We start from the raw sequence: 23,597 nt of genomic DNA on the forward strand, positions 1-23,597 counted from the left end.
GATTCTTATAAATAAGATAAATTGCTAAAATTTATCATTTTTTATGATAAATATTTTGCTGCTAATATAGATATTTTTTCGAAAATGCTATAATTACTCCGTATATATATATATATATATAAGTTGAATGATTTTACTTATATATAGTCTCAATATATTTATATACCTTTAATATTTATTCGAGGTAATATGAATTTAAAAAAGAAAGTTAAAACTTTACTTGCTGCTGCCGGTAGTGTCGGTTTGATAGCAAGTATCTCAGTTGGTGTGTCAGCTGGTTCACCAGCAACATCAAATAATACTACATATGAAATTTACCCTGGAGTACAAAGCATTACATATCAAAATTCAAATTTTTTAATCTCTAATGATGTAAATATCGTTTTTGAAGACGGTATTGATAATGCAACCATAAATCGCTTCAAGGAAGTTTTAAAACTCAAAAATCTTACTTATAGTCAAACTCGTAGAGTTATCCCTGGTAAAACAAATATTTTAGTAGGAATCAGAAATGATTCTGATAACTTGGTTGATAACCAAGTTAAATCACTTGGAATCACCTTTGATACTGTATTAGATTCAAAAATTGAATCATATCAATTAGATACCAAATCAGTAAAAGATAGCAACTATACAACTAATTACATTACATTAGTTGCTAAAAATACCGAGGCAGCCTTTGATGGTGCTACCACTTTGTGACATATCTTTAAACAACTTGATGGAAGCAAAATCAGAGACTTTGAAATTAAGGACTGAGCTGATGTAGCAACTCGTGGAATTATCCAAGGATACTATGGTGATGGATGATCATTAGATGCTTCTAAAGATTATATGAAGTGAGGAAGTTACTATAAACTTAATGCATACTTTTATGCACCAAAAGATGATTTAAAAACAAATACTCAATGATCTACATTAAACACAGTAGATGAATTAACTAAAATTAAGGATTTAGCTTCTACATCTGCTGCAACAAAGGTAAGTTTTATTTATACATTAAATCCATTTGTAGGAACTGATGCATTTACCAAAGCAAACTATGCAGAGAAATTTGAAAAACTTAAAGCTAAATTTAAACAAGTTATCGATGCTGGTGTACGTCAAGTTGGATTAGTTGCCGATGGACCTAATAAACCGTTTGAAAGCACCCGAAGTACTAATATTACTCATAATCCTGCTCCTGCTGCACAAGCAACAGACTCTGTTTCTGAAAACAGTTCAGGGCAAGCTGCATCTGGTGCTGTAGCAACACCAGAAAACAACGATAGTCAAACACAGCAAAAGAAATTGCTAAGTGATTTAGTTGCTTGATTGAAATTAGAAAAACAAGTTTATCCAGATTTAAATGTTACTCTTCCATATTTAGCTAATGAATATTCTGGTACTGGAGAAGAATATTTTAAAGACTTCCCATCAGAAGTTCAAGTAATTATGGGTGGTGGAAGTGAACGAACTGTAGATGATACATTTACTAACTCATATATCAACCATACTAATTCTTCAGATTCATCTAAATCATATACATTGAACAGTCCGATTCTTTGAGTTAATTGACCGTATACAGAAACTACACAATCTAAATTAATATTAGGTGGTTATAAAGCATTTTTAAAACCAAATCCAGATACTACTAAATTTACAGGATTATTTTTAAATGCATCTCCACATGAACAAGCTTCAAAGATTGCAATGTTTGGTGGAGCAAACTATGGATGAAAGAAATGAAAAACTGATGATGAAATTAATAAGGTATTATCTGCAGCATTTAAACATTCAATTAATAACTCAGAGCAAGATTCACCAGTTTCTTTAGCATATAAAGAAGTAGCTAAACACCTTGTTAACAAAGGACAAGTTTTTAGTCCAGAACCAGATTTAGATGAATCAGCAAATATCCAACAACCTATAAATACATTAGTTCAAAAACTAAATAATGATACTGTGACAGCAACAGATGTAAATCCACTGATTCAACCTTTTCAAACTATTTTAGGTTCTTTAAACACTTTATTAACATCAAAAGATATCCCGCAACTTTTAGTTGAAATCAAACCATGATTACAATCTTTCCAACAACTTACTAAAGGAGTTTCTTCATTATTACAAGCCGTTATTGAATTTAAAAATAATAACAAAGATGAATTTGTACAACTAGTGCAAGCTGCAAAAGATGTAATTTATGATGCTCGTAATCATTACAAAGTAGTGTTATCTGGACAATTAATCCAAGTAGAACCTGCTGTTCAATACATCCAACCACTTGCTGATGTATTAATGAACTGAGCAGACAGTAAAATTGATGGATATACTTTACAACCAACTACACATACCACTACATTTATAACTAATATGCAATATCCATCAGGTTCTACAAACCTACAAGATGCTTTCAAACCATTTAATACTAACCAAATTATTTATCAAAATTCACATGATGGAACAATATCTACTCTTAAAACCGGTGATTACATCGGTGCTAAGTTTAGTGAACCAACTACATTATGAGGGGTTCATCTAAGATTCTGAGCAAATAATCAAGATTATTTTCTAACTTCAAATTTACAATATCAATTAGCAGGTTCTACTGATTGAAATGATATAACATCATATACTTCACCTAATAATCAAACTACTAATATTTCTTATACAAATAATGATGTATATGGAAAAGATTTTATTTTTAGTCCAATTGATAATGTAATTGCAGTGAAATTAGTTAATAAAGAAACAGGTAATGGACGAAAAAAATGGATGCGTTTATTAGAATTTCGTCCAAACCCACAAAACCCACAAAAATATTCTAATGTAACATATAATTCTACCAATACCACTTTAATTAATAAAAATAATAATACTACTAATTTAGCTGATGGAAATAAAAATACTGAATCACAATTTTCAAATCCACAAACTACTTCTGGTTCAAATGATAATAGAATTTCTGAAGGTAAAACCTTAGGTTTCTCTTTAAATGCACAACAAGTAGTAACTGAAATCCAACTACAACAAGGATGAACTACTAATACCGATGTCGTATCATCAATCACTGTTGAGTATAAAGATCCATCTGATTCTAATACTTCTACTCAATGAAAACAATTTGGTTCAACTACATTAAATACTAATAATAACAACTCTAATATCCTAGCAATCAGTGGTTATGCAAATGCACAAGATTTTAGATTTAAAGTAAATTCAACTACAAATCATTGATGAAGAATTAATGATATCGCTGTTTATGGACCAAATTATAAAGCTAAACCACAATTATCAATTTCTTCAACCTTAACACCAGATCGTTCAAGTAGTTTTAATAATGCACTTGATTCAAATCCAAATACTGTAGCAATTATCGATCATGCTGCTAGTGATAAAAACATCCAAGCAAATGATTATTTTGATATCGAATTCACTCGTCCGGTGCAACTATCTACATTGAATATTAAACAAGATCCAAATGGTTTAGTTCCAAATCTTATTATTCTTCCTAAGATAAATAATCAAACACCAGATACTAATAAAGTTGAATTAACATCAGTATCTGAAGACCAACAAGTATCAATTCCATCTGAATGAGGACTTGTTACCGGTGTACGTATTAAAGCAAATAAAACTATCGATGCTCCTTGGAGAATTCGTGATATTAGTTATACTGAAATCGAACAATCTACTGATAAGTATCTTGGATCACATCCAGCATCAAATGATAACTTCTTAACCAAAAGAAATGGTGATACCTTTGAATTATTTAATAAAACAACACCACAAACCGCAACTGCTGTTAATTTAAATAAAGATGAAAGTGTGGGATTAGATCTAGGAAATGTTTATACTGTTGATACTATTAATAAAGACATCGGAACATCGCCAGATTCAGCCTTAAAAACACAATACTCAACCGATGGATACATCTGAACCGATATGACATCCGATACTTTAGCATCGCCAACACAAATGCGTTATGTTCGTATTAAGAACACCAAAACCGATGAATCAAGTAGTGCTATATCAATGCAATTTAAAGATTTAAAAGCACATATTGTGGAATATAAACCATATGGAAGTTTTTTTTCAGGAACCTTAAATGCTGATTTTGGAACCTTAAAAAATGCTTTTGATGGAGATTATAATAGCAAAGTTATTTTTGCTAAACCACCAGTTAAAGATGATAATCTAATCTTTGATTTGGGTCGCGAAGTAACTTTAAAATCATTAAAACTTTTTGCTGATAAATACACCAAAGACTATCCGAGAGATTTGGTTGTTAGTGTAGCTACTTCTTCTTCTTCTTCATGAACTGATGTGTTAACCATCGGTGATTCTACTGCTGATACCGATTCAAATTCGAGATTAGGTGAAACTAATAATGCAACAGATGATCCAAACCATCCAGATGTAAAATATTGAGCATCATCTAATATAACCGCTAATACTAAAGCTAGATACATTAAATTTACTATTAAAGCAAATTATCCAACTGATCGAAAATTAACCTTTAATCAAATTTTAGTTAATGATGGTGAATATGTAGCAGCAGATAATGATCCAAGATTTACCGGAACATCATATTCAGAAACTTCACAAAATACCACACCAGATAAGATGTTAGATGCAGACATCCATAGCTACTACGAACCTAAATCAGATAGTGGAAATATTAAATGATATGTGGAAAAAGATTATTTCAACCGTCGTGATCTAAGAATAGTAAGCGAAGGCGTTCCTTCAAATGCTGAAGTATATGCAAATATCATTGATACTTCTAATACATCTGCTGCTGCGACACAAACTAAATTAGGAACTTTATTTAATAATGTAGTTGAATTTAAAGTACCAAGAGAAAGTAATAAAGCAATCACATTCATTGAAATTAAATGAACTACTAATAAACCTAAGATAGCTGAAATTATTGGATTCTTCAAAAATCAATCTAGCAATACATCTAAAACTGATTTAGATACTATCAAAACCAATCCTGCAGAATATGATAGTTGAACCGATGCAACTAAAGCAAGTTATGATAAAGTTAAAGCATTAGCTACAACTGCTGCTGCAACTGATGAATTATTAACCCAACAAACTGTTAATGAAATTAAAGCAATGGCAGATAGTATTAAAAATTCAGCTGTTACAAAAGCAACTAATACATCTGATTTAGAAACCAAAATAAAAGAACCTGTAACAAATACTGATAATATTTTATATACTCCAGATTCATTTGCTCAATATGATGTAGCATTATCAAATATCCAAAATGCTCTTAAAAATAAAGGTAATATTTCTGCTACTGATGTAACTAATCTTTCAAGTGCATACGATACTGCTAAAAATGAATTAGTAAAATCTGATCTTCCATATCAACAAGCATTGCTTAATGTTAATAATTTTGGAACCTTAAATAAAATTAACTATACTAATGAATCTTATCAATCTTTAAAAGCAATTGTAGATCAAATTAATACTAAGTTAGCAACTGATGATCTTGATCCACTTGGATACCGCGATTTAAATAACCAATATAAAACTAAATTCACAGAACTAGTTGCTTCGAATCGTTCTAAGATGCTAAAAGCATACAATGATTATTTAGAAAATAACACCTATGCATTTACCGATCTCTACCAACATCGCTTTAGTTCACTTGCTTCAGCATTAAATGACTTAGTTGATTCGCAACATTATACTATTGCAAATCCTAATGTAACAGCAGATCAAGTAAATAATGCTTTAACTAATCTAAAAGCATTAACTCAAAAATCAATTTCAGAACGTAATCGTTTGATCTACTACTATGAACAACTAACTCAAAAGCAAATTGAAAATACTAACAATCTTTATACACCTGATTCATATGATAACTACCTAAGAGTCTTTAATCAAATTAAAAACTCACAACAAGATATTAACCGTGTTAGTGAACAAGATATCAAAGATGCACAAGCGCGAATGGAATTAGCACAAGAAAGTTTGGTAATTTCAGAAAATCAATTAGAAGCTGCTAAAACCTTTGCTAATTCATTGCTTGCTAATTTAGATGATAAAGCTGATTTTGCAAGCAAAATATCATCTGCAACCAAAGACGATATTAGCAATATTATCAAACAAATCCGTAGTAATTTAGCTAAACAACTAGCAGATAAGCGAGCAAAAGCTTACGCAGATGCTTCTGAAGCCGTAACTAAAATTAAAGATGTTAATACACGTAATAATCTAATTAAGCAACTAGAAACTGCTAAGGAAGTTTCAGAGTTTAATACTGTTACAGCCAATGCAAATAATGCTTATGATCTTGAAGTTCAAAACCAAAAAGCATTCGATGCTGCTAAGGCAGAAGTAGTTGATTTAAATAAACAAGTAACTGACACAAATAAACAAGAAGCCTTTAATTTCAAAATTAATTCAATCACTGATATTAATGATTTTAAAGCAGTTAAAGATGCAATTAATAAACAATTAGCCCAAGAAAAACAAGATCGTGATGCACAAGCTGAAAAAGAGCAAAAGGAACTTGATGCTCTTGATAAACAAGTGCAAGATATGCTTGCAAAACTTCCTACAAATAATGCACAAGCTCAAGATTTGAAAACTAAATATCAAAATCTTACCAAAACCTTACAATCACTTAGCGACTTTAAAGCAGAACTTACTAAGTTTGAAAATGATCTAAAAACAAAAACTGAGCAAGAACAAACGCAAAAAGATAAAGCAAAAGAAGAAGAAAATAAAAAACCTGTTGGTAAATCAAGTAATAGCGGTGCTATTATAGGTGCTGTTGTTGCTTCATTAGTTGTTTTAAGTATTGTTGGTATCTTTGTATGAATTATTTTGAAAAAGCGCAAGAAATAATCTCTAAGTAGCCGTATAGGCTGCTTTTTGATTATAAAAACACCACATCAGTTGTGGTGTTTTTTTAGAATAAATCAGCAGGTTGCTCAGAGAAGTTTTTTGCTCCATAGCGTTCAGGGAATAAGTAAGAAAGTAAACGTATTTTTTCGTAAAATGAATATGGGTTTTGTGGATGATGTCCGTTTCCGATATATCCAATTCTTTGACCATCAAGTAGCATAATTGATGCAGTTCCTTCCTTAGCAGTAGCACCATATTGATCTTGGGTAACTAAACCAGCTAAATTACCTTGACTATCAAAAACATTTGATCCAGATGAACCAGCGGCTAAATCCACACTGTTTCATCCATACACAATGGTATCATTTTGATGGTTTAAAGAACCGACACTGCTAATTTTTCCTTGGTATCTAAAATTACCTAATAAATACTCACGAAAGCGTGCTTGACCTGTTCCTGTTGATGAATCAGGGTTTTTAGAATTTTGTCCGGGCATCGAACCGACGATTCAGTTTAAATTATTATAAGCATTTTGATGTAATAATTCATTTGAGATTTTAATTGGTTTAGCATTCTTTCAATCTAAAAAGAATTTGATAATTCGCTTTTGATCCTCGGTAAGTTTTTGTCCTTGGAAAGTAAAATTAGTATCATCGATATTTTTCTCTGCAAAGTTATTTTCAAATCATGAAATATCGATAATAGCTACATCAACATCGGAATATTTTTCTTCTCTTTTAAGTTCATTACCATAATTATCTCGAAAGTCTTTAAAATATGGATCTTTGTATGAATCTTGAATATCTTTACCATTAGCAAAAAAGTGTGAAACAATTTCTATACTTAAATTGCTGATCATATTTTGTCCTAAACCATGACCTTCTAAAATTGGTTGTTTTTTTTGCGTCGCATCTGCTGTATCAGTCGGTTTTTTTATAAAGATTGGTGATAATATATTATTTCTAGTTCTACGTTCAATATCTAATCCATCTAAACTCTGTCCATTTCGCGCTCATGATGCATTAGCATCGTCTAATAAATCGATATTATGTGAGTTGGATACAATATAGTAGCGATGATCACTTGCATCATCAGGTTTTACCTTGTTAAATAATCCTCATGTTCCACGACCATGATAATCAAAAGCAAAAGTTCTTCGACGTACATCAGTTAATACATTAAAGGTATCATCAGAATATAAACGTTTAACTATGCCATCTTCACTTTTAAGTTTAGTTGTTTGTTGGAATTTATCGTATGAAGCAACAGTTTTTGCCTCTTCTTGTGGTTGTGGACGTGATTGAATAGTTTCAGTTAATGATACCGACATTGAATCTTTAAGTGGTTTTCCTTGATAAGTTGGATTTTTAGTTGGGTTATTTTTATCATCAACATAATTCATTGTTAAAAAGACATTTCCAACAAAAGCAGATGACTTATTAGCCAAAATATGTTCTGATAAAATATCGGTAAAATAAATATCTGAACGTTTTGGTATAACTTCTAATTTTAACTTCTTACTTGATTCATCATAAGTTACTTTAAATGAATAACGATCTTTCATCATTGCAAATAAAGTTTGATTAAACAATGCATCTTCATTTCTTGGAGTAATTGTAAAAGTAGCATCATTAATAGTATGTTTTGCTAAAAGTTCTTTAAAAGAAACTGAAACATTAACAAACGAAAGCAGTCCTCTTGGAACTGGAACAGATGAATTACGGTTAGTTTTACTCATAATGATTTTGGTATTTTCTAATTCAAACCTAAAGGTAAAATATACATCATCTTTAAAGTTTTCTCAGTTTTTATATTCATCTAAGTCTTTTTCAATTCAAATAGAATAATGGTTATTACCAAAATTAAAAATAGTATGAGAAAGAATTTCACGTGGAGTAAAGAAGAAAAAGTCAAGTTGCTTACCACTATCATCAACTAAAATAAAGTCCTTTTTTGCTTTTGTACTATCATCTTCTAATTTACGATATTTTCACATTCGCTCATATTCAACCAAAGCAAAATGATTTTGTAATGAATAAGGGATTTTGCTCTTTGTTTCATCTTTCATTCAATAACCAATTAAGTCATCAACGGTTAAGTTTTTATTTTGAGTGATTAAATCATTATCTGAATATGTTGTTGTCATAGTATTTTCAGAATTATCAGTTAATAAATAAGGACTGCTTCCGTTTGATGAATAATTAAAATGATATCTAAATGATTTTTCGACATTAGCAGGAATACTAAATTTATCATAATACATATCCATTCTTTGTTTCTCGGTTGCATAAATTTTTGAAATAGTATATTTAGCATTCTCAAAGTATCCAGAAATTTGGAATTTTCATAATTTTTCAAATGGAACAATCAATTTTAATGTCGGCGGTAAAACATACCCGTATGCTTCAGTACTTCCTGTTTTAATCTCGGGATTTAGTTCAAAAACAATTCATTTGTTTTTGAACAACTTTAGATCCTCATCAGCAAAATCAAATTTTGCTGATCCGTATAATTTTTTATTACTTTCATCTAAATATGTTGTAAATTTAGATAAATTAAAGGTTTTAGTTGAAACACTGGTGCTAAATTTATATTTATCTAAAAATGAAAATCCTGTTTGTTCATCTCCTACTTGTGCAGCAGTAATGATATATTTAGAGATGTTTTTAGGTAACACTGATGTATCAAATGATGCAGTTTTGTTGTTTTTATCTACTGTTGCTTCGATAAGTTTTGAATATGGATCAAAAGGGTTCAAGTTTTTTACCAAGAACTTAATTGAACTTATAGTATCATTTAAAGTTTGTGAATATGTGATAACAACTTTATTATTTTCTACTTTAGAAGATAAAATATCTAAAATAGGGTTTTTATAGTTATTTGTAAGTGTTCCTGATGAATTATTAAATCCAGGAAAACCTTGGACATCGTAGTATTTGCTATCACTATCAGTGTTTTTTTGTAAAACTAAGTCAACATAATTATCAAAAATATGTGCTTCATTTGGTAGTAAATATACATTGTATTTTTTAACATTTGGTAAACCAACGATTGCAGATCTTCCGAATTGTTTGTAGTTAAATGTATTATTATATTTATATTTAATAAAATATTGCGGAAAATCTACATTTGAACTATCAGATTTTTTTGCTGCAGTAAATTTGAGCAAAACACCACCATTAGAATATCTTTTTGCTTGAAAATCATTCTCACTACTAAAACTAAAAGCACTTGATTCGCTTGTATAGTTTTTATTTTCATAAACAGTATTTAATCCACTAAAATGGTTAATAGCAGTTGAACCATTGCTTAAACCTGTTATTTTTACAAAATCATTTGTAGTTAAATTTGATATTGTAAAAGTAACTAAATTATTATTAACAGTTCCACTAACAGTTGATTCACTTGCTGAATCAAGAGAATCCTTGCTTGCTTTTTTATATTTTAAAGTAAGTGATGTATTATTTACTAAATTAACAGTCTTGATTTCTAATTTAATGGTATTATCAGCAATAGTAGACTTAATTATTTGAGTTGTTTGTGGTGGAGTTAAAACATCTTTATCAACATGTTTGTAATCACTACCATCGATGAATGAAAAATATTTAGTTAATGAATTATCTGCTTTAATTTCTGAATCAGTTGTGTTTGTATATGTATTTACATTTATTAAATCTTTGCTATACATCCCAAAGATATGTGAATCGTTAAAAACTTTTTTAAAGTTATCACTTACGAATGCTTTAGCATTAATATCTAATGTTTTAAATGTTGGATTGATGCTTGGTAAATTCAAAGCAACATTATTTAATTTTAAGGATATAAGTTGATAAGTTGTATTGGCTGATAAATTAGCAAAATTCAAATACAAATTATTACCTTCGGTATAATTTGTAACTTGTAAACTTTTAGAATTAGATAATGATGCATCAAAGGTATGCACATTCGCATCATGTAATCTACTATTTGATGTAAATGAAATTCGCAACGATGCTGATGTTTTTGAAATATCAGTTACATCAATAGAATTAATGGTAAATTCATCTTTGGTTGGTCTTGGTTTTTCGACAGGTTTACTGTTTTCATCAGGGTTAGTAGTTGATGGATTTTGATTACCTGGAGCATTTTCATCAGATGGGTTTTGTTCACTAGGATTACTTGGATTTTGTGGTTCACTATTCGAACCACCTTGACTTGTTTGTGAATTATCTTGTCCCCCTTGATTTTCACCACCTGGTTGATTATCTGGTGGTGTTATAGGATTTGATGGTTTGGTTTCTTGATTATTCGAGGTATTAAATGTAACGGTTAAATTACTGTGATATTGAGTTGATGCAATTTCTAAATATGAAATACCTAATTTATTATTATCAGGTTTTGTAATGCTTGAAATATCAAAAGTAAGTAAATGTGTATTTACATCATATAGTTTCGATGTAAGAGTGCGAGCAATATTTTTAAATTTAATTTTTGCTTCATTTGCAAACATTGATGCATCAACATTAGCAAGTTTTACATATAATTTGCTATTATCATCAGAAAGAGATAATTGAGTAATCTGTGGATCAGTACTTATAGATGCTGTATGAAAGAACAATTTATTTTGATCATTATTTGATAATTTTAAAACTGTGTCATTAATATTAAGTTGGGATAAATTATAATCAGTATTAGGAGTAAGGTTGGTATATTTAATAGTAATTACATCATCTTTTGATGTAATCGATGCAGGTGCAGTAGGGTTTAAGGTAGCAGATAATTTACTTGCATCTAAATTTTTGTTTGTTAGCTTTAATGTGATTGTTGCAGTTGTAGAATCTGAATCAACACTTATGATGTTTGCATCGGTTTTTACATCATATGGATTTTTAGGTGTTTTAAATTGCAATTTAACTTTATCAGAATCAGAGAATTTTAATTCATTTCCGTTAGCAAAAATTTGGTCAATTTGATATTGTGTATCTGCTTTTATGTTTTCAAAAGTTACAGTTAAGATATTAGATAAGATGCTGATATTAGGCATATCATATTGGGTTGGTTTACTTAAATGTAATGAAATATCAGTAGCTTTATAAGTTTTAAATAACTTTATTTTTATTACTGCTGAGTTGTTATTAACATTAACTGTTTCAACTTTTCCATCAAAACTTTGCTGATTTTTAGTTTCAGGATTTCCACAAGCGATTGTTATAGCAGATACACCTGCACTAACAAATACACTGGAAATAAGTAGTTTTTTTATCTTTTTCATCATTACTCCTATTTTTTAATTGGATTTTCAAATTCATTGAAGATATCAAGCATTTTATGCTTCTTAGGATACAAACGATTCAATCGTTGCACTTTATAAGCAAATGAACCATTATTATAATCATTTAATTCACCAAAGAAATTAATTCTTTGTGAAGATAGTAAATATGAAGATGCTTCACCATTTTCTTCATTAGCATGAATTCCTAAAAAGTTTCCTTCATGATCATATAACCCTGTCCCTGATGAACCACCTGTTAGTTGATAATTAGCATTAACATTAATAATCTCACCACTAGAATTTTTAAAACGTTTAATAAATCCAACTTTTTCTGTTTTAGCATTTGGAACTTTATCACCTGGATAAAACAAGATGTCACCAATAAAATTTTGACGAACTTGGATATTCTTTTTAGTATTATATGTAGTAGAACCTGGGAAAGAAGACATATACATTGTATAATACATATATGGGTGGATATAACGGCCCATTTTAGATACTTTATTATGTTTTAGACTCTTTCATTTGTAGATATGTTCAGCTGTTTTAAATTTCGGATCATTTTCTTTATTTGCATCACTTTTATGTTGATTATAATAATTTATCAATTCAGTAATATCAATGATGTGAATTTTAAAATCAGTTCTGTTTTTAGCAGGGACATTTGATAAACTACCATCCATACTCTTATTGTTGTTATTATCAGATGTCCAAAAAATCGAATTACCAGTATTAGATCAATAACCACCTAAAAATAAACTAACATCTTCTTTAGAAGTATGTGGTTTTGGAGCAGATATATATCCAGGATTTAATACAGGTACATGGATATTTGTTCCAAAATAATATCGATTATCATTTTCATTATCTGGATCTACTTTACCAATCATCCAAGCTGTCCCCCATCAAGTTCCAAAAGAACGTGTTATAACATCATCTTGAACTGTATTTCGAGGTGAAGAATTTGTATATCATGTTGTAACTTCGATATTAACAGGTCCAGAAGAATCATCATTATAACCAATACTTTTAAATTTTGTCTCTTTATCAAATTCAAATCCATCTATTTTTAATTGATTTTTTGCCTTTGTGTGTTCATTTGTAAATGAAAGTGGTTGTCCATTTTTTAAATACATAATCGACAAATAATTTCAAGTTTTATCAACAAATGTTGAATAACTTGAAGAAAGATTATGTATATACATATCTTTATTAATATGCCCTTCGCGAGCTATTAACGAGATTTTTAATTTATCGCCACTTAATGATACTTGTGCTTTAAGATGTTTATTCATCAAATCTTCAAGTTGTTGGTCAGTCAATGTTAAATGATAACTGTCATTTGAATCAATTTTTCTACCAATCTTCTTTAATAAATCTTCGGTTTTTCCTAAGAATTTTATTTTGATATCAGAAATAGTTTTGTTAGCTGCTGCATTAAGTTTATTTCAACTAAAAGATACTGCTCAATCAAAACTACCAAAAGAAAATTGTCTAAAATTAACTTGTTTTGGACTTGCCACAAAAGAAAAATTAATAATTGCTTCTTTATTGCTATCTAAATTTTTGAAATTTCGGATGTCTTTTTCAACATAAACTTCAGTTCTATTAGAATTTTCATTCATTTCTTTATCTAGAACATTTTCTTTCATTGCAGCAAAATTATATTCTTTATGATTATCAAATTCTATAACAGGTAATGGATTATTGTATTGTGTATAAGCTGTTGCTACATAAGTATTAATATCACTACTATAATGTGTTAAAAACAATGTGTTCTTTAAATAAGCATTATTTAATGTTATATAGTTATGTCAATTAAAAGGGATAGATTTTGGTACATTTCCATTTGTATTATCTGTTAACTGTGATTCTTGATATTGCGAATTATTAGTTATATTTAAATTAGTTTGACTAAAAGATGTTCCCAAAGCATCTGAATAAGCATTTTTAGAAACATCTAAACTTGGTTTTAACTCAGTTGTTCCACTTTGCTGAATTAAAGATAATTTACGATGTTTGCTATCACCATCTTTTCCTTCATCATCATAATCTATAACAGATGATAAATCATATTTATTAACAATTTGTACTTGATTTAGTTTTCAAGTAATTCCTTCGGTTAGTCCAGTGAAAGAAAACTTTTTAAGTTCATCAAAGTTTAAAAACACTGATTTAGTGTTTTCTTGGCGAAATTGACGTTGAAATCAATCTCCACCGTCTGATGAATACCCATAACTGCGTTTTTGATCGTCTGTATCAGCCGGAGTATTCTTTTGCACTAAGTCTACAAAAGTAAGTTTAACATATTTGTTTTTAAATTGCTCGACTTCTGAATCGGTAGCATTAAGGTTGATTGCTCCTACATATGTATTAGTAGAAGCATCTGAAAGAGCAAATTGTATTTTTGTAATAGTTGGATTAAAGGTTTGATTTGAACTTCAAGCAACTTCTTCGGGAACATTAAAAGAATAATTGTTATTTAATGCTGTGACATCAGTAATAATGTATTTATTGTATCCTTGATTAAAGTTAATAATGCCTTCAGATTCAATATGTCCGTTTTTATAAGTTCCAACAACTGCTATATCTGCATCATAAACATTTACATCAGGTTTGATAGTAATAAGATATTTATCATTGCTTTGATTAGGTAAATAACTTACATTAACATTAACTTTGTTATTGTTAATACTAAATGAACTTACATTAGATGTAGCAGTTGTTCCTGTTTTATTTATAACTTTAACACTACCACTAAACTCTACTGCTTGATTTGCATACATTATGTTAGAAATAGTATTGTTTGAATTACCATTACTTACATCAACTAAAATATTTTGTGATGTTCCATTATATTTAGTTGTGTAATTTTGTCCGTTAAAGGTAAATTTGAAATCATTGTTTTTAGAAGTTGGTAAATGGTCAAAAGCAAACCACAACATTTTATTATTAATCAATGATATTTCTTTAATATGTAAGTTATCCTTAGCATTAAATTTACTTACCTGTTCATCGTATTTAGTAAATGAATCTAAAAGACTATAGTTCAATGCATTAAATTGCACACTGTTATCACTAGTAGTAAAAGTTTGATTATTCAAAGATATATTTTGACTTCCAATTTGGATGTTATCAAGATAATATGTTGTATGTGATGCAAGATTGTAAACATCAAAAATTAGATTAGTATTATTTACAGCTGGATTGCTAAAATCTAAACGACGTCCGTTTGCATCCTGTAGTGATAATGTGACATTATCTGATGCATCAAGTGATGTATCTAATGAAACATTGATGCGCGCTTTATCGCTTTGGATATTAGAAATACTAGAATTTTGCACATGATATATTTTTTGTTCTTTTGTTGGTGTATTTGGTTCAATTTGTTGTTGCGATGTTGTAAATGATAAATTACTACTTGGTAGAGCTAAAGAATTCCCATTTAATGATACGGATGTTAAGGTATAAGTTGTATTCGGTTTAAGAGAATAAAAAGTTGTAGATAAAGTACTAGATTCAGTTATTAAAAGATTTTGAGTGTGATTTTGTCCATCTGAAATGGTTATTAAAAGATTGTTTTTTTTTGCATCAGCAAGTGAATGATTAGAAAAATTCAAATTTAATGTAGCATCGGTTGCATTAACATTACTTCACGATACATTTGAGATGCTAAAATTATCTTTTTTGGGATTTGGGTTATTTTCTTTTTCTGATGAATTATTTAGTTTTTGATTACCTTCTAAATTTGAGTTACCTGGTGGTGTGGTTTGTTCATCACCACCTGGATTAGGATTTGTTTCTTGTGAACCGTCAGGATTTTCTGGATTATGTTTTTCAGGTTCTGATGGATTAGGTGTTGATGGTTGGTTCCCTGGTTGTGCTTTCTCACCTGATGTCGGGGGGGGAGTTTGTTCATTATCTTTAGGTGTTTGTGGTTGTTCTACATTATTTTGTGGTTTAGTTTTAAATAAAAATTGGTTTTGTAACTTTGCTGTTTTCAATGATTTACCATTGTATTTAATATCAAAGGTATATATTTTATTAGAAAATAAACCGTTTATGATAAAAGTAACGGATTTTTTATCGACTGATAAGGTTCCGTTAACATTTTGATTATTATAAACTAACGAAAAATAACCATTTGAAGAAACTGGATGATCTAAAAATGCTTTAATTGTAGCCGAATTTGATGTACTTTGAGTTTGTACACTATTAAGATATACCTGTTTTTTTTCATATACTTCTGTGTTTGCATTAGTGCAAGCTACAGCAGAAACTGTTGTAAAACCTAAAAAAGTAGGAACTATATATTTTCTAAATTTCTTTTTTCGCATAATGATTCCTTTATAATTTAATGATATCAAAATCCTTATAATTTTTTTGTTTTTATAGCATATATAGATATTTTAATAACAATTATGTGCAAATATTTAGTTAAAATATCATTTTTTATTTGCTTTTATTTTAGATATATAAGTGATAACTTAATATCTAAAAACAAATATTGAAATTTTGTATAGTATAATACTTTTTTATAAAAATGGTTGAATTTTATTTGATATGCATATAAAAAGTCGGATATTAACCGACTATTTATATGCTAATTTTTCTGAGTGTATTTTTGGTGAATAAGATTTTAAGAATTCTGTCATTAAATCAATTGTTGCTTGGATATCTACCAAAGATGCAACACCAATAGGACTATGTAAATATCTTTGTGGAATTGAAATAGTCATTACAGCAGATCCACCTAGTGCAAATTGTAATTCTGCTGCATCGGTTCCACCACCACCTGCTACATATTTATATGCAGGTATTTGTTTATTTTTTGCAACTTCAAAGAGATATTCAATTAATTTAGCATCTGGTAAGGTTCCAGAATCTTTTACTAAAATTGATACTCCGTTTCCACAAACTGGTGTACCAGATTTAGCACCAGTTGTATCGTGTGCAGCACCTGTATCGACTGCAAATGCTACATCTGGATTAATAATTGATACGGATGTTCTAGCTCCACGAGTTCCAACCTCTTCTTGAACTGTTCCGACTAAATAGACATCACATTCTAATTGTAAATCAGCGATATTTTTAGCTATAAATTCTAATGCTGTAACTCCAGCACGATTATCCATTGCTTTACCACCAACTAAATCATTTGCAAGTTCTACATATTCACCACTAATGAAAATTTTATCTCCAATATCGATTTTTGCATCCAAAACTTCTTGCTTACTTTTAAAACCTAAATCTACATATAGATCATCAGTCTTAACTGCATTTTTAAGTGATTCGTTTGTTTGGATATGGATGCTGGTGTGTCCAAAAACACCTGTAAATCTTTGATTTTGCGAATTCACCACAATTGCTTTAGTTCCAATTACAACAGAAGGTCATAGTCCACCAATTGCTGTTACCATTAAATTACCATTATCAGCAATTAAGCGAACCATATATCCTACTTCATCCATATGTGCAGCAATCATTACTTTTGGAGCATTTTCTACTTTTGATTTTTTGTAAAAAATCACTGAACCTAATTTATCTCTAGAAACTTCAAAACCCTTTATATTACTTTTGAGTTCATCTACTACCGGCTCTTCAAATCGAGACATCGCTTCAATTGACACATATTTTTTTAGTCTGGTAGATAATTCTTGATATTTTGCTTGCATTTATTCTCCTAATAAAAAAATCAGCAATGCTGATTATATGGTGCCTTAGACAGGACTTGAACCTGCATAGATTTCTCCGGCGGATTTTGAGTCCGCAGTGTCTGCCATTCCACCACTAAGGCAACTAACTAAATAATACACTTTTTTAGCAAATTTTAAAACAAAAGTGATGATTTTTCATTTTTATCATTTAGTAAATATAATATTTAGAATATTAAATAAATATATTTATATTAATATTGGAATTATTTACATACTTTTTTAAAACTACAAATTAATTTAATATAATCTTTTTTTTAAAAGTATAAAATATCAACATCATATATCAAGCAAAAAGGAGATAATATGAAACTTACAGGAATCGGAGCATCTCGTGGAGTTGCTATCGCTAAGGTATTCAAAATCGAAGAATTACCTGTTGAAATTACTAAAAATACAAATAATATAGATTTAGAATTAAAAGCATATGCTAATGCAACTGATAAAGTGATTGTAAAACTTGAGCATACTAAAAGTTTAGCAAGCGATCCAGAACATGTGGCAATTTTTGATGCACATATTGGATTTGTAATGGATCCGGCTGCTAAAGAAAGTATTGAAAATAAAATCAAAAACGAATCATTAACTGCTGAATATGCTGTAAATGAAGTATATACAGATTTTGCGAATATGTTTGCAGGCATCGATGATGAATATATGCGTGAGCGTGTTGCAGACATCAAGGATGTGCTTAAAAAGTTATTATTTGCTTTAAACAATATCGAAGAACCAGATTTAACATCAATTAATTCTGAAGTTGTAATTGTTGCCGAAGATTTAAGCCCATCACAAACTGTACAATTAAACAAAAAATTCGTTAAGGGATTTGTTACAAATATTGGTGGACCTACATCGCATACAGCAATTATGGCTCGTAGTTTAGCGATTCCTTCAGTTGTTGGAACAAATTCAGTAATGGAATATACTAAAAACGGTGATGTAATTGCTTTAGATGGATCAAAAGGAACTGTTATTATTAACCCTACTGAACAAGAACAAAAGGTATATTTAAAAGCACAAACAGAATATCAAGAATATTTAAACAAACTTAAAAACTTAAAAGGAAAAACTTCACAAACAACTGATTTTCACCAAGTTGAACTTGCTGCAAATATTGGTTCTCCAAAAGATTTACAAGACGTTTTAGATAACGATGCTGAAGCAATTGGATTGTTTAGATCAGAATTTTTATATATGGATAATGATCACTGACCAACTGAAGAAGAACAATTTTTAGCTTATAAAGAAGCAGTACAAAAAATGAATGGTAAAAGAGTAGTGATTAGAACACTAGATATCGGTGGGGATAAAACTTTAAAATACTTTGCTTTCCCAAAAGAAATGAATCCTTTCTTAGGATATCGTGCAATTCGTTTTTGTCTACAAAATCCAGATATTTTCAAAACTCAACTTCGTGCATTAGTTCGTGCAAGTGAGTTTGGTAAAGTTGCAATAATGTTTCCTATGATAACTAATGTTGATGAGTTTTTAGCAGCAAAAGAACTTTATAACCAAGCATATGATGAAGTTTATGTAACTAATAAAAACATTGCTGCAAAGGATAAAATTGAAGTAGGTATGATGATGGAAACACCTGCTGCAGCAGTACTTTCTGATATGTTTTCAAAATATGCTGACTTTTTATCAATTGGAACAAATGATTTAATTCAATACTCAATGGCTGCAGATCGGATGAATGAAAATATTTCTTATTTATATCAACCACTTAATCCATCGATTTTGAGATTAATTAAACATATCATCGACGGTGGACATAAGCACGGAAAATGAGTTGGTATGTGTGGAGAAATGGCTGGTGATCGTAATGCTTTACCTATTTTATTAGGTTTAGGCTTAGATGAATTCTCTATGTCAGCAAATAATATCTTAGCAAGTAGAGAATTAGTAAATCAACTTTCTTATAAACAAATGCAACAACTTGCTCAAAAAGCAATTGAATGTGAAAACCAAGAACAAGTTCAGAAATTATTAGCAGAATCTTTATCATAATTTAAAAGTTAAAATCAAGCACATAAGGTGCTTGTTTTCATCCTTTTATACCAAAAATCAAGTAAATTATGATATAATAGCAAAATAAAATCATCCGAGGTAAAGATGGCAGTAAAAAATATTTCTAGGCATGCATTAAGAATAAAAAACATCGAAATTATTTATAAACATGAATTACTTGATATTACTTATAACCTTGAAGCTATTATTAATGAATTTCAAATAAATTTTGAACAAAAACTTTTCTTTATCAAGGTCAAAAATTCAGTTGTTTTTGTTAAAAAAATACTGCAGAAGTTATTAAACGAGGATTGACCGTGACAACGACTTAGTCCACTTATTCGTGCAATATTAATAAATGCGTGTGTAGAACTTTATTCTATACAACCAAAAATTGTAATAAATGAAGCCGTGATTATTACTAAAGAATATTTTGGACAGCCATCTAAGTCATACAAAACCTCTAATGACGAACTTTTATATCAATTTGTCAATGCTATTTTAGAGAATTTTTATAAAGCGGTCATTGTACTCGATTCTGAAAGCAGAAATGCAAACTAATGAAACTTTATTAAAATATATTTTTTTAAAGCATCAAAGTTTATTTAACTTTATATTCAAAACTTTTATTGATTTAGATGTTATTGAAAAATATGATTTATCGAAAATACAATGAATTGAAATTAAAAATAATTTTAATGGTTTTAATGCAACTATAAATAACTTTTTACAAGGTTTTATAGTTAAAAACACAAATAAATTAATGCTTAAAAACTTTTTTATCTATATGTTTTTGCAACTTATTTATAAAAACAAAAAGCATAAATTTATTAAAACATGTCCGTTTTTTGATGAAATTCAAAATGAGATAACTTTTAATAATAAAAAACGCAGTTATTACTATGATTTTTTAGATGAATTTAAAAAAATACCTAACTATAATATATTTTTGATTAAGATATTAAGGAGGTTGTTATAATGAATGACTGGATTCGTAAGCAATTCCCAATCCTTAATAAAATTACTTATTTTGACAGTGCTGCATTGGTTTTAAAACCGATTTCTGCAACAAATGCAATTTATAACTATTATAAAAATATCTCAATTTCTTCAAGAACAGCTGACACACCACTTGGAAATTTAGTGAATTCAAAAATTGCATCTGTTAGAAATAAAGTGGCGAAACTAATTGATAGTAAGGATCATGAAATAATCTTTACCAGTGGAACAACTGAATCTATTAATTTATTTGTGAATATGTTTTCGCATATATTAAAACCAAATGATGTAATTTTATTAAATGCTTTTAATCATTCTTCAAACCTTATTCCGTGAATTGAAATGTCAAAAAAAATAGGATGCAAAATCCATATTAGTAATAATTTACTTGAAGATTTGCAAACCTTTAAAAATGTTAAAATTCTAGCATTCGCTCAAGAAAATAACACATTTAATCAAAATTTTGATATCAAAAAAATATCACAAATAGCACATTCAAAGAATATTTATGTCTTTAACGATGCTGCACAATCAATTAGTCATCAAAAAGTTTCATTAAACGATTCAGATATCATTGTTTTTAGCACAAATAAGTTTTATGGTCCTACCGGTATGGGGGTTTTAGCGATTAAGGAAACACTTTTAAAGAAGTTAAAACCAGTAAAATTTGGTGGTGGTAGTGTTACAGAAGTTCATAAAGATGCATCATGGGTTTTAAAAGATACCATCAATGCATTTGAACCAGGAACCCCTGATATTGCAGGTTTTTTTATGTTTGATAAAGCACTTGAGTTTTTTGACAAAGTAGGTTATCAAAAAACTCAAGAAATTTTAAAAGATCTATCTTTTTATTTACATAGAAAACTGATGAATTTACCTAATATAACTGTTTCAAGTAAACCAGGTGATTTTATCGCATTAATTAATGTTAAAGGAATTAATGCACAAGATGTTGCAGGATATTTGGGAAGCAAAAATATTTATACAATTGCTGGAATCTTTTGTGCTCCTTATATAAGAAATATCATCAAAGAACACTCGTTTTTAAGAATTTCTTTAGGTATTTATAATAATTATTCAGATATTGATAAATTAATTGATGCTTTAGCAAATGGAGGTGATTTTTATGCATTTTAATCCGAATATAGCACGCGAAACGATAATGAATCACTATCTTAAACCAAAGAATAAAACAAAACTTGATACATCAAATGTTTTTTATAGCACTAGTTGTTCGGATAAGTTATTAGTTGATTTAAAATGGGATCAAAACATCCTAATAGATGCAAGTTTTGATGGGCACGGATGTGCACCTTTTTTAGCAGGTGCTGATATGTTTTTAGATGCTGTTAAAGGCAAAACAAAAGAACAAATCGACTTACTAGTAGATATTTTCACCAAATTTGTTAATGGTGAAAATATCAGTGATGAACATATGGATTTATTAGGTGATTTATGAGTTTTTTATAACATCAAAAGTCAACCAAATCGCATTCATTGCACCTTAATGATAACTAAAGCATTTAAAGATGTCTAGACCTTATATTTTTCACATTGATTTTGATTCATATTTTGTTTCTGCTATTAGAACTTTAAAACCTAATTTGCTTAATAAACCAGTAGCGATTGCAAATAAAGGAATCCATTCAGTTGCTGTTTCAGTGAGTTATGAACTTAGACAACTTGGTATCAAAGCGGGGGCAAAAATATCAGAAATATTAAAAAAAGAACCAAAAGCAATCATTGAACAACCTCGTTTTGATTTATATATTGCAACTTCAAATGCGATTTTTAGATATATTAAAAAGTTCTATGCTGATAAATTTGAAATCGGGTCAATTGACGAATGCTACATCCAAGTTCATAGCAGCATTGATAGCGATGAAAAAGCTTTACAACTTGCTAAAAGATTGCAAGATGATATCGAAAACAACTTTAAAATCCCTATTAGTATTGGAATTTCTAAAACTAAGTTTTATGCGAAAATGACAACTAATTTATTTAAACCAAAAGGAATTGCTGTAACTAATAGCAAAAACTATCAAGAACGCTTCTTTAGTCTACCGATTACTAAATTTCACGGTATCGGAGAAAAACTTGGTGATCACTTTAAAAACCTTGAAATAAATACCATTGGGGATTTAGCAACATTAACTTATAATGATATAAGACTGACATCAATTTTTAAAACATCCGGATTTAAATTCATAGATGCTTTAAATTATTTTGCTGATTCAGATGTTAGTGATGAAATTCCTGAAGTCAAAGGGATTAGTCACGATATCACCTTTAACAAAAAAGACATAAACACTGAAGATATTTTGCAAAATATAACAATACAAGCACAAAAAGTATCAAGAAGGTTGCAAAAATTATATAAACTAGGTAATCAAATTAGCTTTGGTGTACGAACATTTAGTGATGGTTGAATCGCAAAACATATGGTAGTTGAAAAATTTATCAATGAAGCAGATGAAATTATTAAATATTGTAAGCAACTTTTTTATGATAATTTTTTAGATACCAAAATCATCGGAATCAGCATCCGTGTATCAAACTTAATCAATTCCTTTGAAAACTACCGTAGTTTAAGTATTTTAGAAACACCAAAAGCATGTAAATCTAACTACATTGTAGATCAAATTATTAATAAAGTGAATACAAAAATGAAAATGAAGAGTTTAAAAACTTTGGCGGACTATAACATCGAACGAATTAAAAAAAGAAGGGGACAATCTGATTCAATTGAAGTAGGTGTCTTTAAGAGGTAAATT

General features: G+C 29.1%; 10 protein-coding genes and 1 tRNA gene. 7 read left to right on the top strand and 4 right to left on the bottom strand.

The window, feature by feature from the left end:
- Positions 1 to 189 precede the first annotated feature (189 nt).
- Positions 190 to 6,849 carry a beta-N-acetylglucosaminidase domain-containing protein gene (locus tag ACXYRP_RS00795; protein ID WP_458615010.1) on the top strand — a complete coding sequence of 2,220 codons (6,660 nt, stop codon included), beginning with the start codon at positions 190 to 192 and terminating at the stop codon, positions 6,847 to 6,849.
- 64 nt (positions 6,850 to 6,913) lie between these two features.
- On the opposite strand, the gene ACXYRP_RS00800 is transcribed toward ACXYRP_RS00795, so the two are convergent.
- The 4 genes from ACXYRP_RS00800 to ACXYRP_RS00815 form a co-directional block, all read right to left on the bottom strand.
- Positions 6,914 to 12,100, bottom strand: coding sequence for a hypothetical protein (locus ACXYRP_RS00800; RefSeq protein WP_458615011.1), 5,187 nt, complete (start codon positions 12,098 to 12,100; stop codon positions 6,914 to 6,916).
- 8 nt (positions 12,101 to 12,108) lie between these two features.
- Positions 12,109 to 16,437: a hypothetical protein gene (locus ACXYRP_RS00805; protein ID WP_458615012.1), complete on the bottom strand. Its 4,329-nt coding sequence runs from the start codon at positions 16,435 to 16,437 to the stop codon at positions 12,109 to 12,111.
- Positions 16,438 to 16,692: 255 nt separating this feature from the next.
- Positions 16,693 to 17,775 (bottom strand): M42 family metallopeptidase, encoded by a 1,083-nt coding sequence (locus ACXYRP_RS00810; protein WP_458615013.1) that lies wholly within the window; start codon positions 17,773 to 17,775, stop codon positions 16,693 to 16,695.
- 38 nt (positions 17,776 to 17,813) lie between these two features.
- Positions 17,814 to 17,897: transfer RNA gene (locus tag ACXYRP_RS00815), tRNA-Leu, on the bottom strand.
- A gap of 223 nt (positions 17,898 to 18,120) precedes the next feature.
- Here ACXYRP_RS00815 and ptsP point away from each other — a divergent pair.
- The 6 genes from ptsP to ACXYRP_RS00845 all read left to right on the top strand — a co-directional run bounded on the left by ptsP (position 18,121) and on the right by ACXYRP_RS00845 (position 23,594).
- Positions 18,121 to 19,824: a phosphoenolpyruvate--protein phosphotransferase gene (gene ptsP / locus ACXYRP_RS00820; protein WP_458615014.1), complete on the top strand. Its 1,704-nt coding sequence runs from the start codon at positions 18,121 to 18,123 to the stop codon at positions 19,822 to 19,824.
- Positions 19,825 to 19,929: 105 nt separating this feature from the next.
- Positions 19,930 to 20,385 (top strand): transcription antitermination factor NusB, encoded by a 456-nt coding sequence (locus ACXYRP_RS00825; RefSeq protein ID WP_458615015.1) that lies wholly within the window; start codon positions 19,930 to 19,932, stop codon positions 20,383 to 20,385.
- Entirely contained in the window at positions 20,375 to 20,803 is a 429-nt protein-coding gene (locus tag ACXYRP_RS00830) for a hypothetical protein (protein ID WP_458615016.1), read from the top strand. Before ACXYRP_RS00825 ends, ACXYRP_RS00830 begins: the two co-directional genes overlap by 11 nt.
- Positions 20,803 to 21,960: an aminotransferase class V-fold PLP-dependent enzyme gene (locus tag ACXYRP_RS00835; protein ID WP_458597405.1), complete on the top strand. Its 1,158-nt coding sequence runs from the start codon at positions 20,803 to 20,805 to the stop codon at positions 21,958 to 21,960. The genes ACXYRP_RS00830 and ACXYRP_RS00835 overlap by 1 nt, the downstream gene beginning before the upstream one ends.
- Positions 21,950 to 22,360: an iron-sulfur cluster assembly scaffold protein gene (locus tag ACXYRP_RS00840; RefSeq protein WP_458597406.1), complete on the top strand. Its 411-nt coding sequence runs from the start codon at positions 21,950 to 21,952 to the stop codon at positions 22,358 to 22,360. Before ACXYRP_RS00835 ends, ACXYRP_RS00840 begins: the two co-directional genes overlap by 11 nt.
- Positions 22,353 to 23,594, top strand: a complete 1,242-nt coding sequence (locus ACXYRP_RS00845; protein WP_458615017.1) for a Y-family DNA polymerase — start codon at positions 22,353 to 22,355, stop codon at positions 23,592 to 23,594. Before ACXYRP_RS00840 ends, ACXYRP_RS00845 begins: the two co-directional genes overlap by 8 nt.
- Positions 23,595 to 23,597 lie beyond the last annotated feature (3 nt).

The sequence above is a fragment of the Mycoplasma sp. 5912 genome, assembly GCF_054353835.1.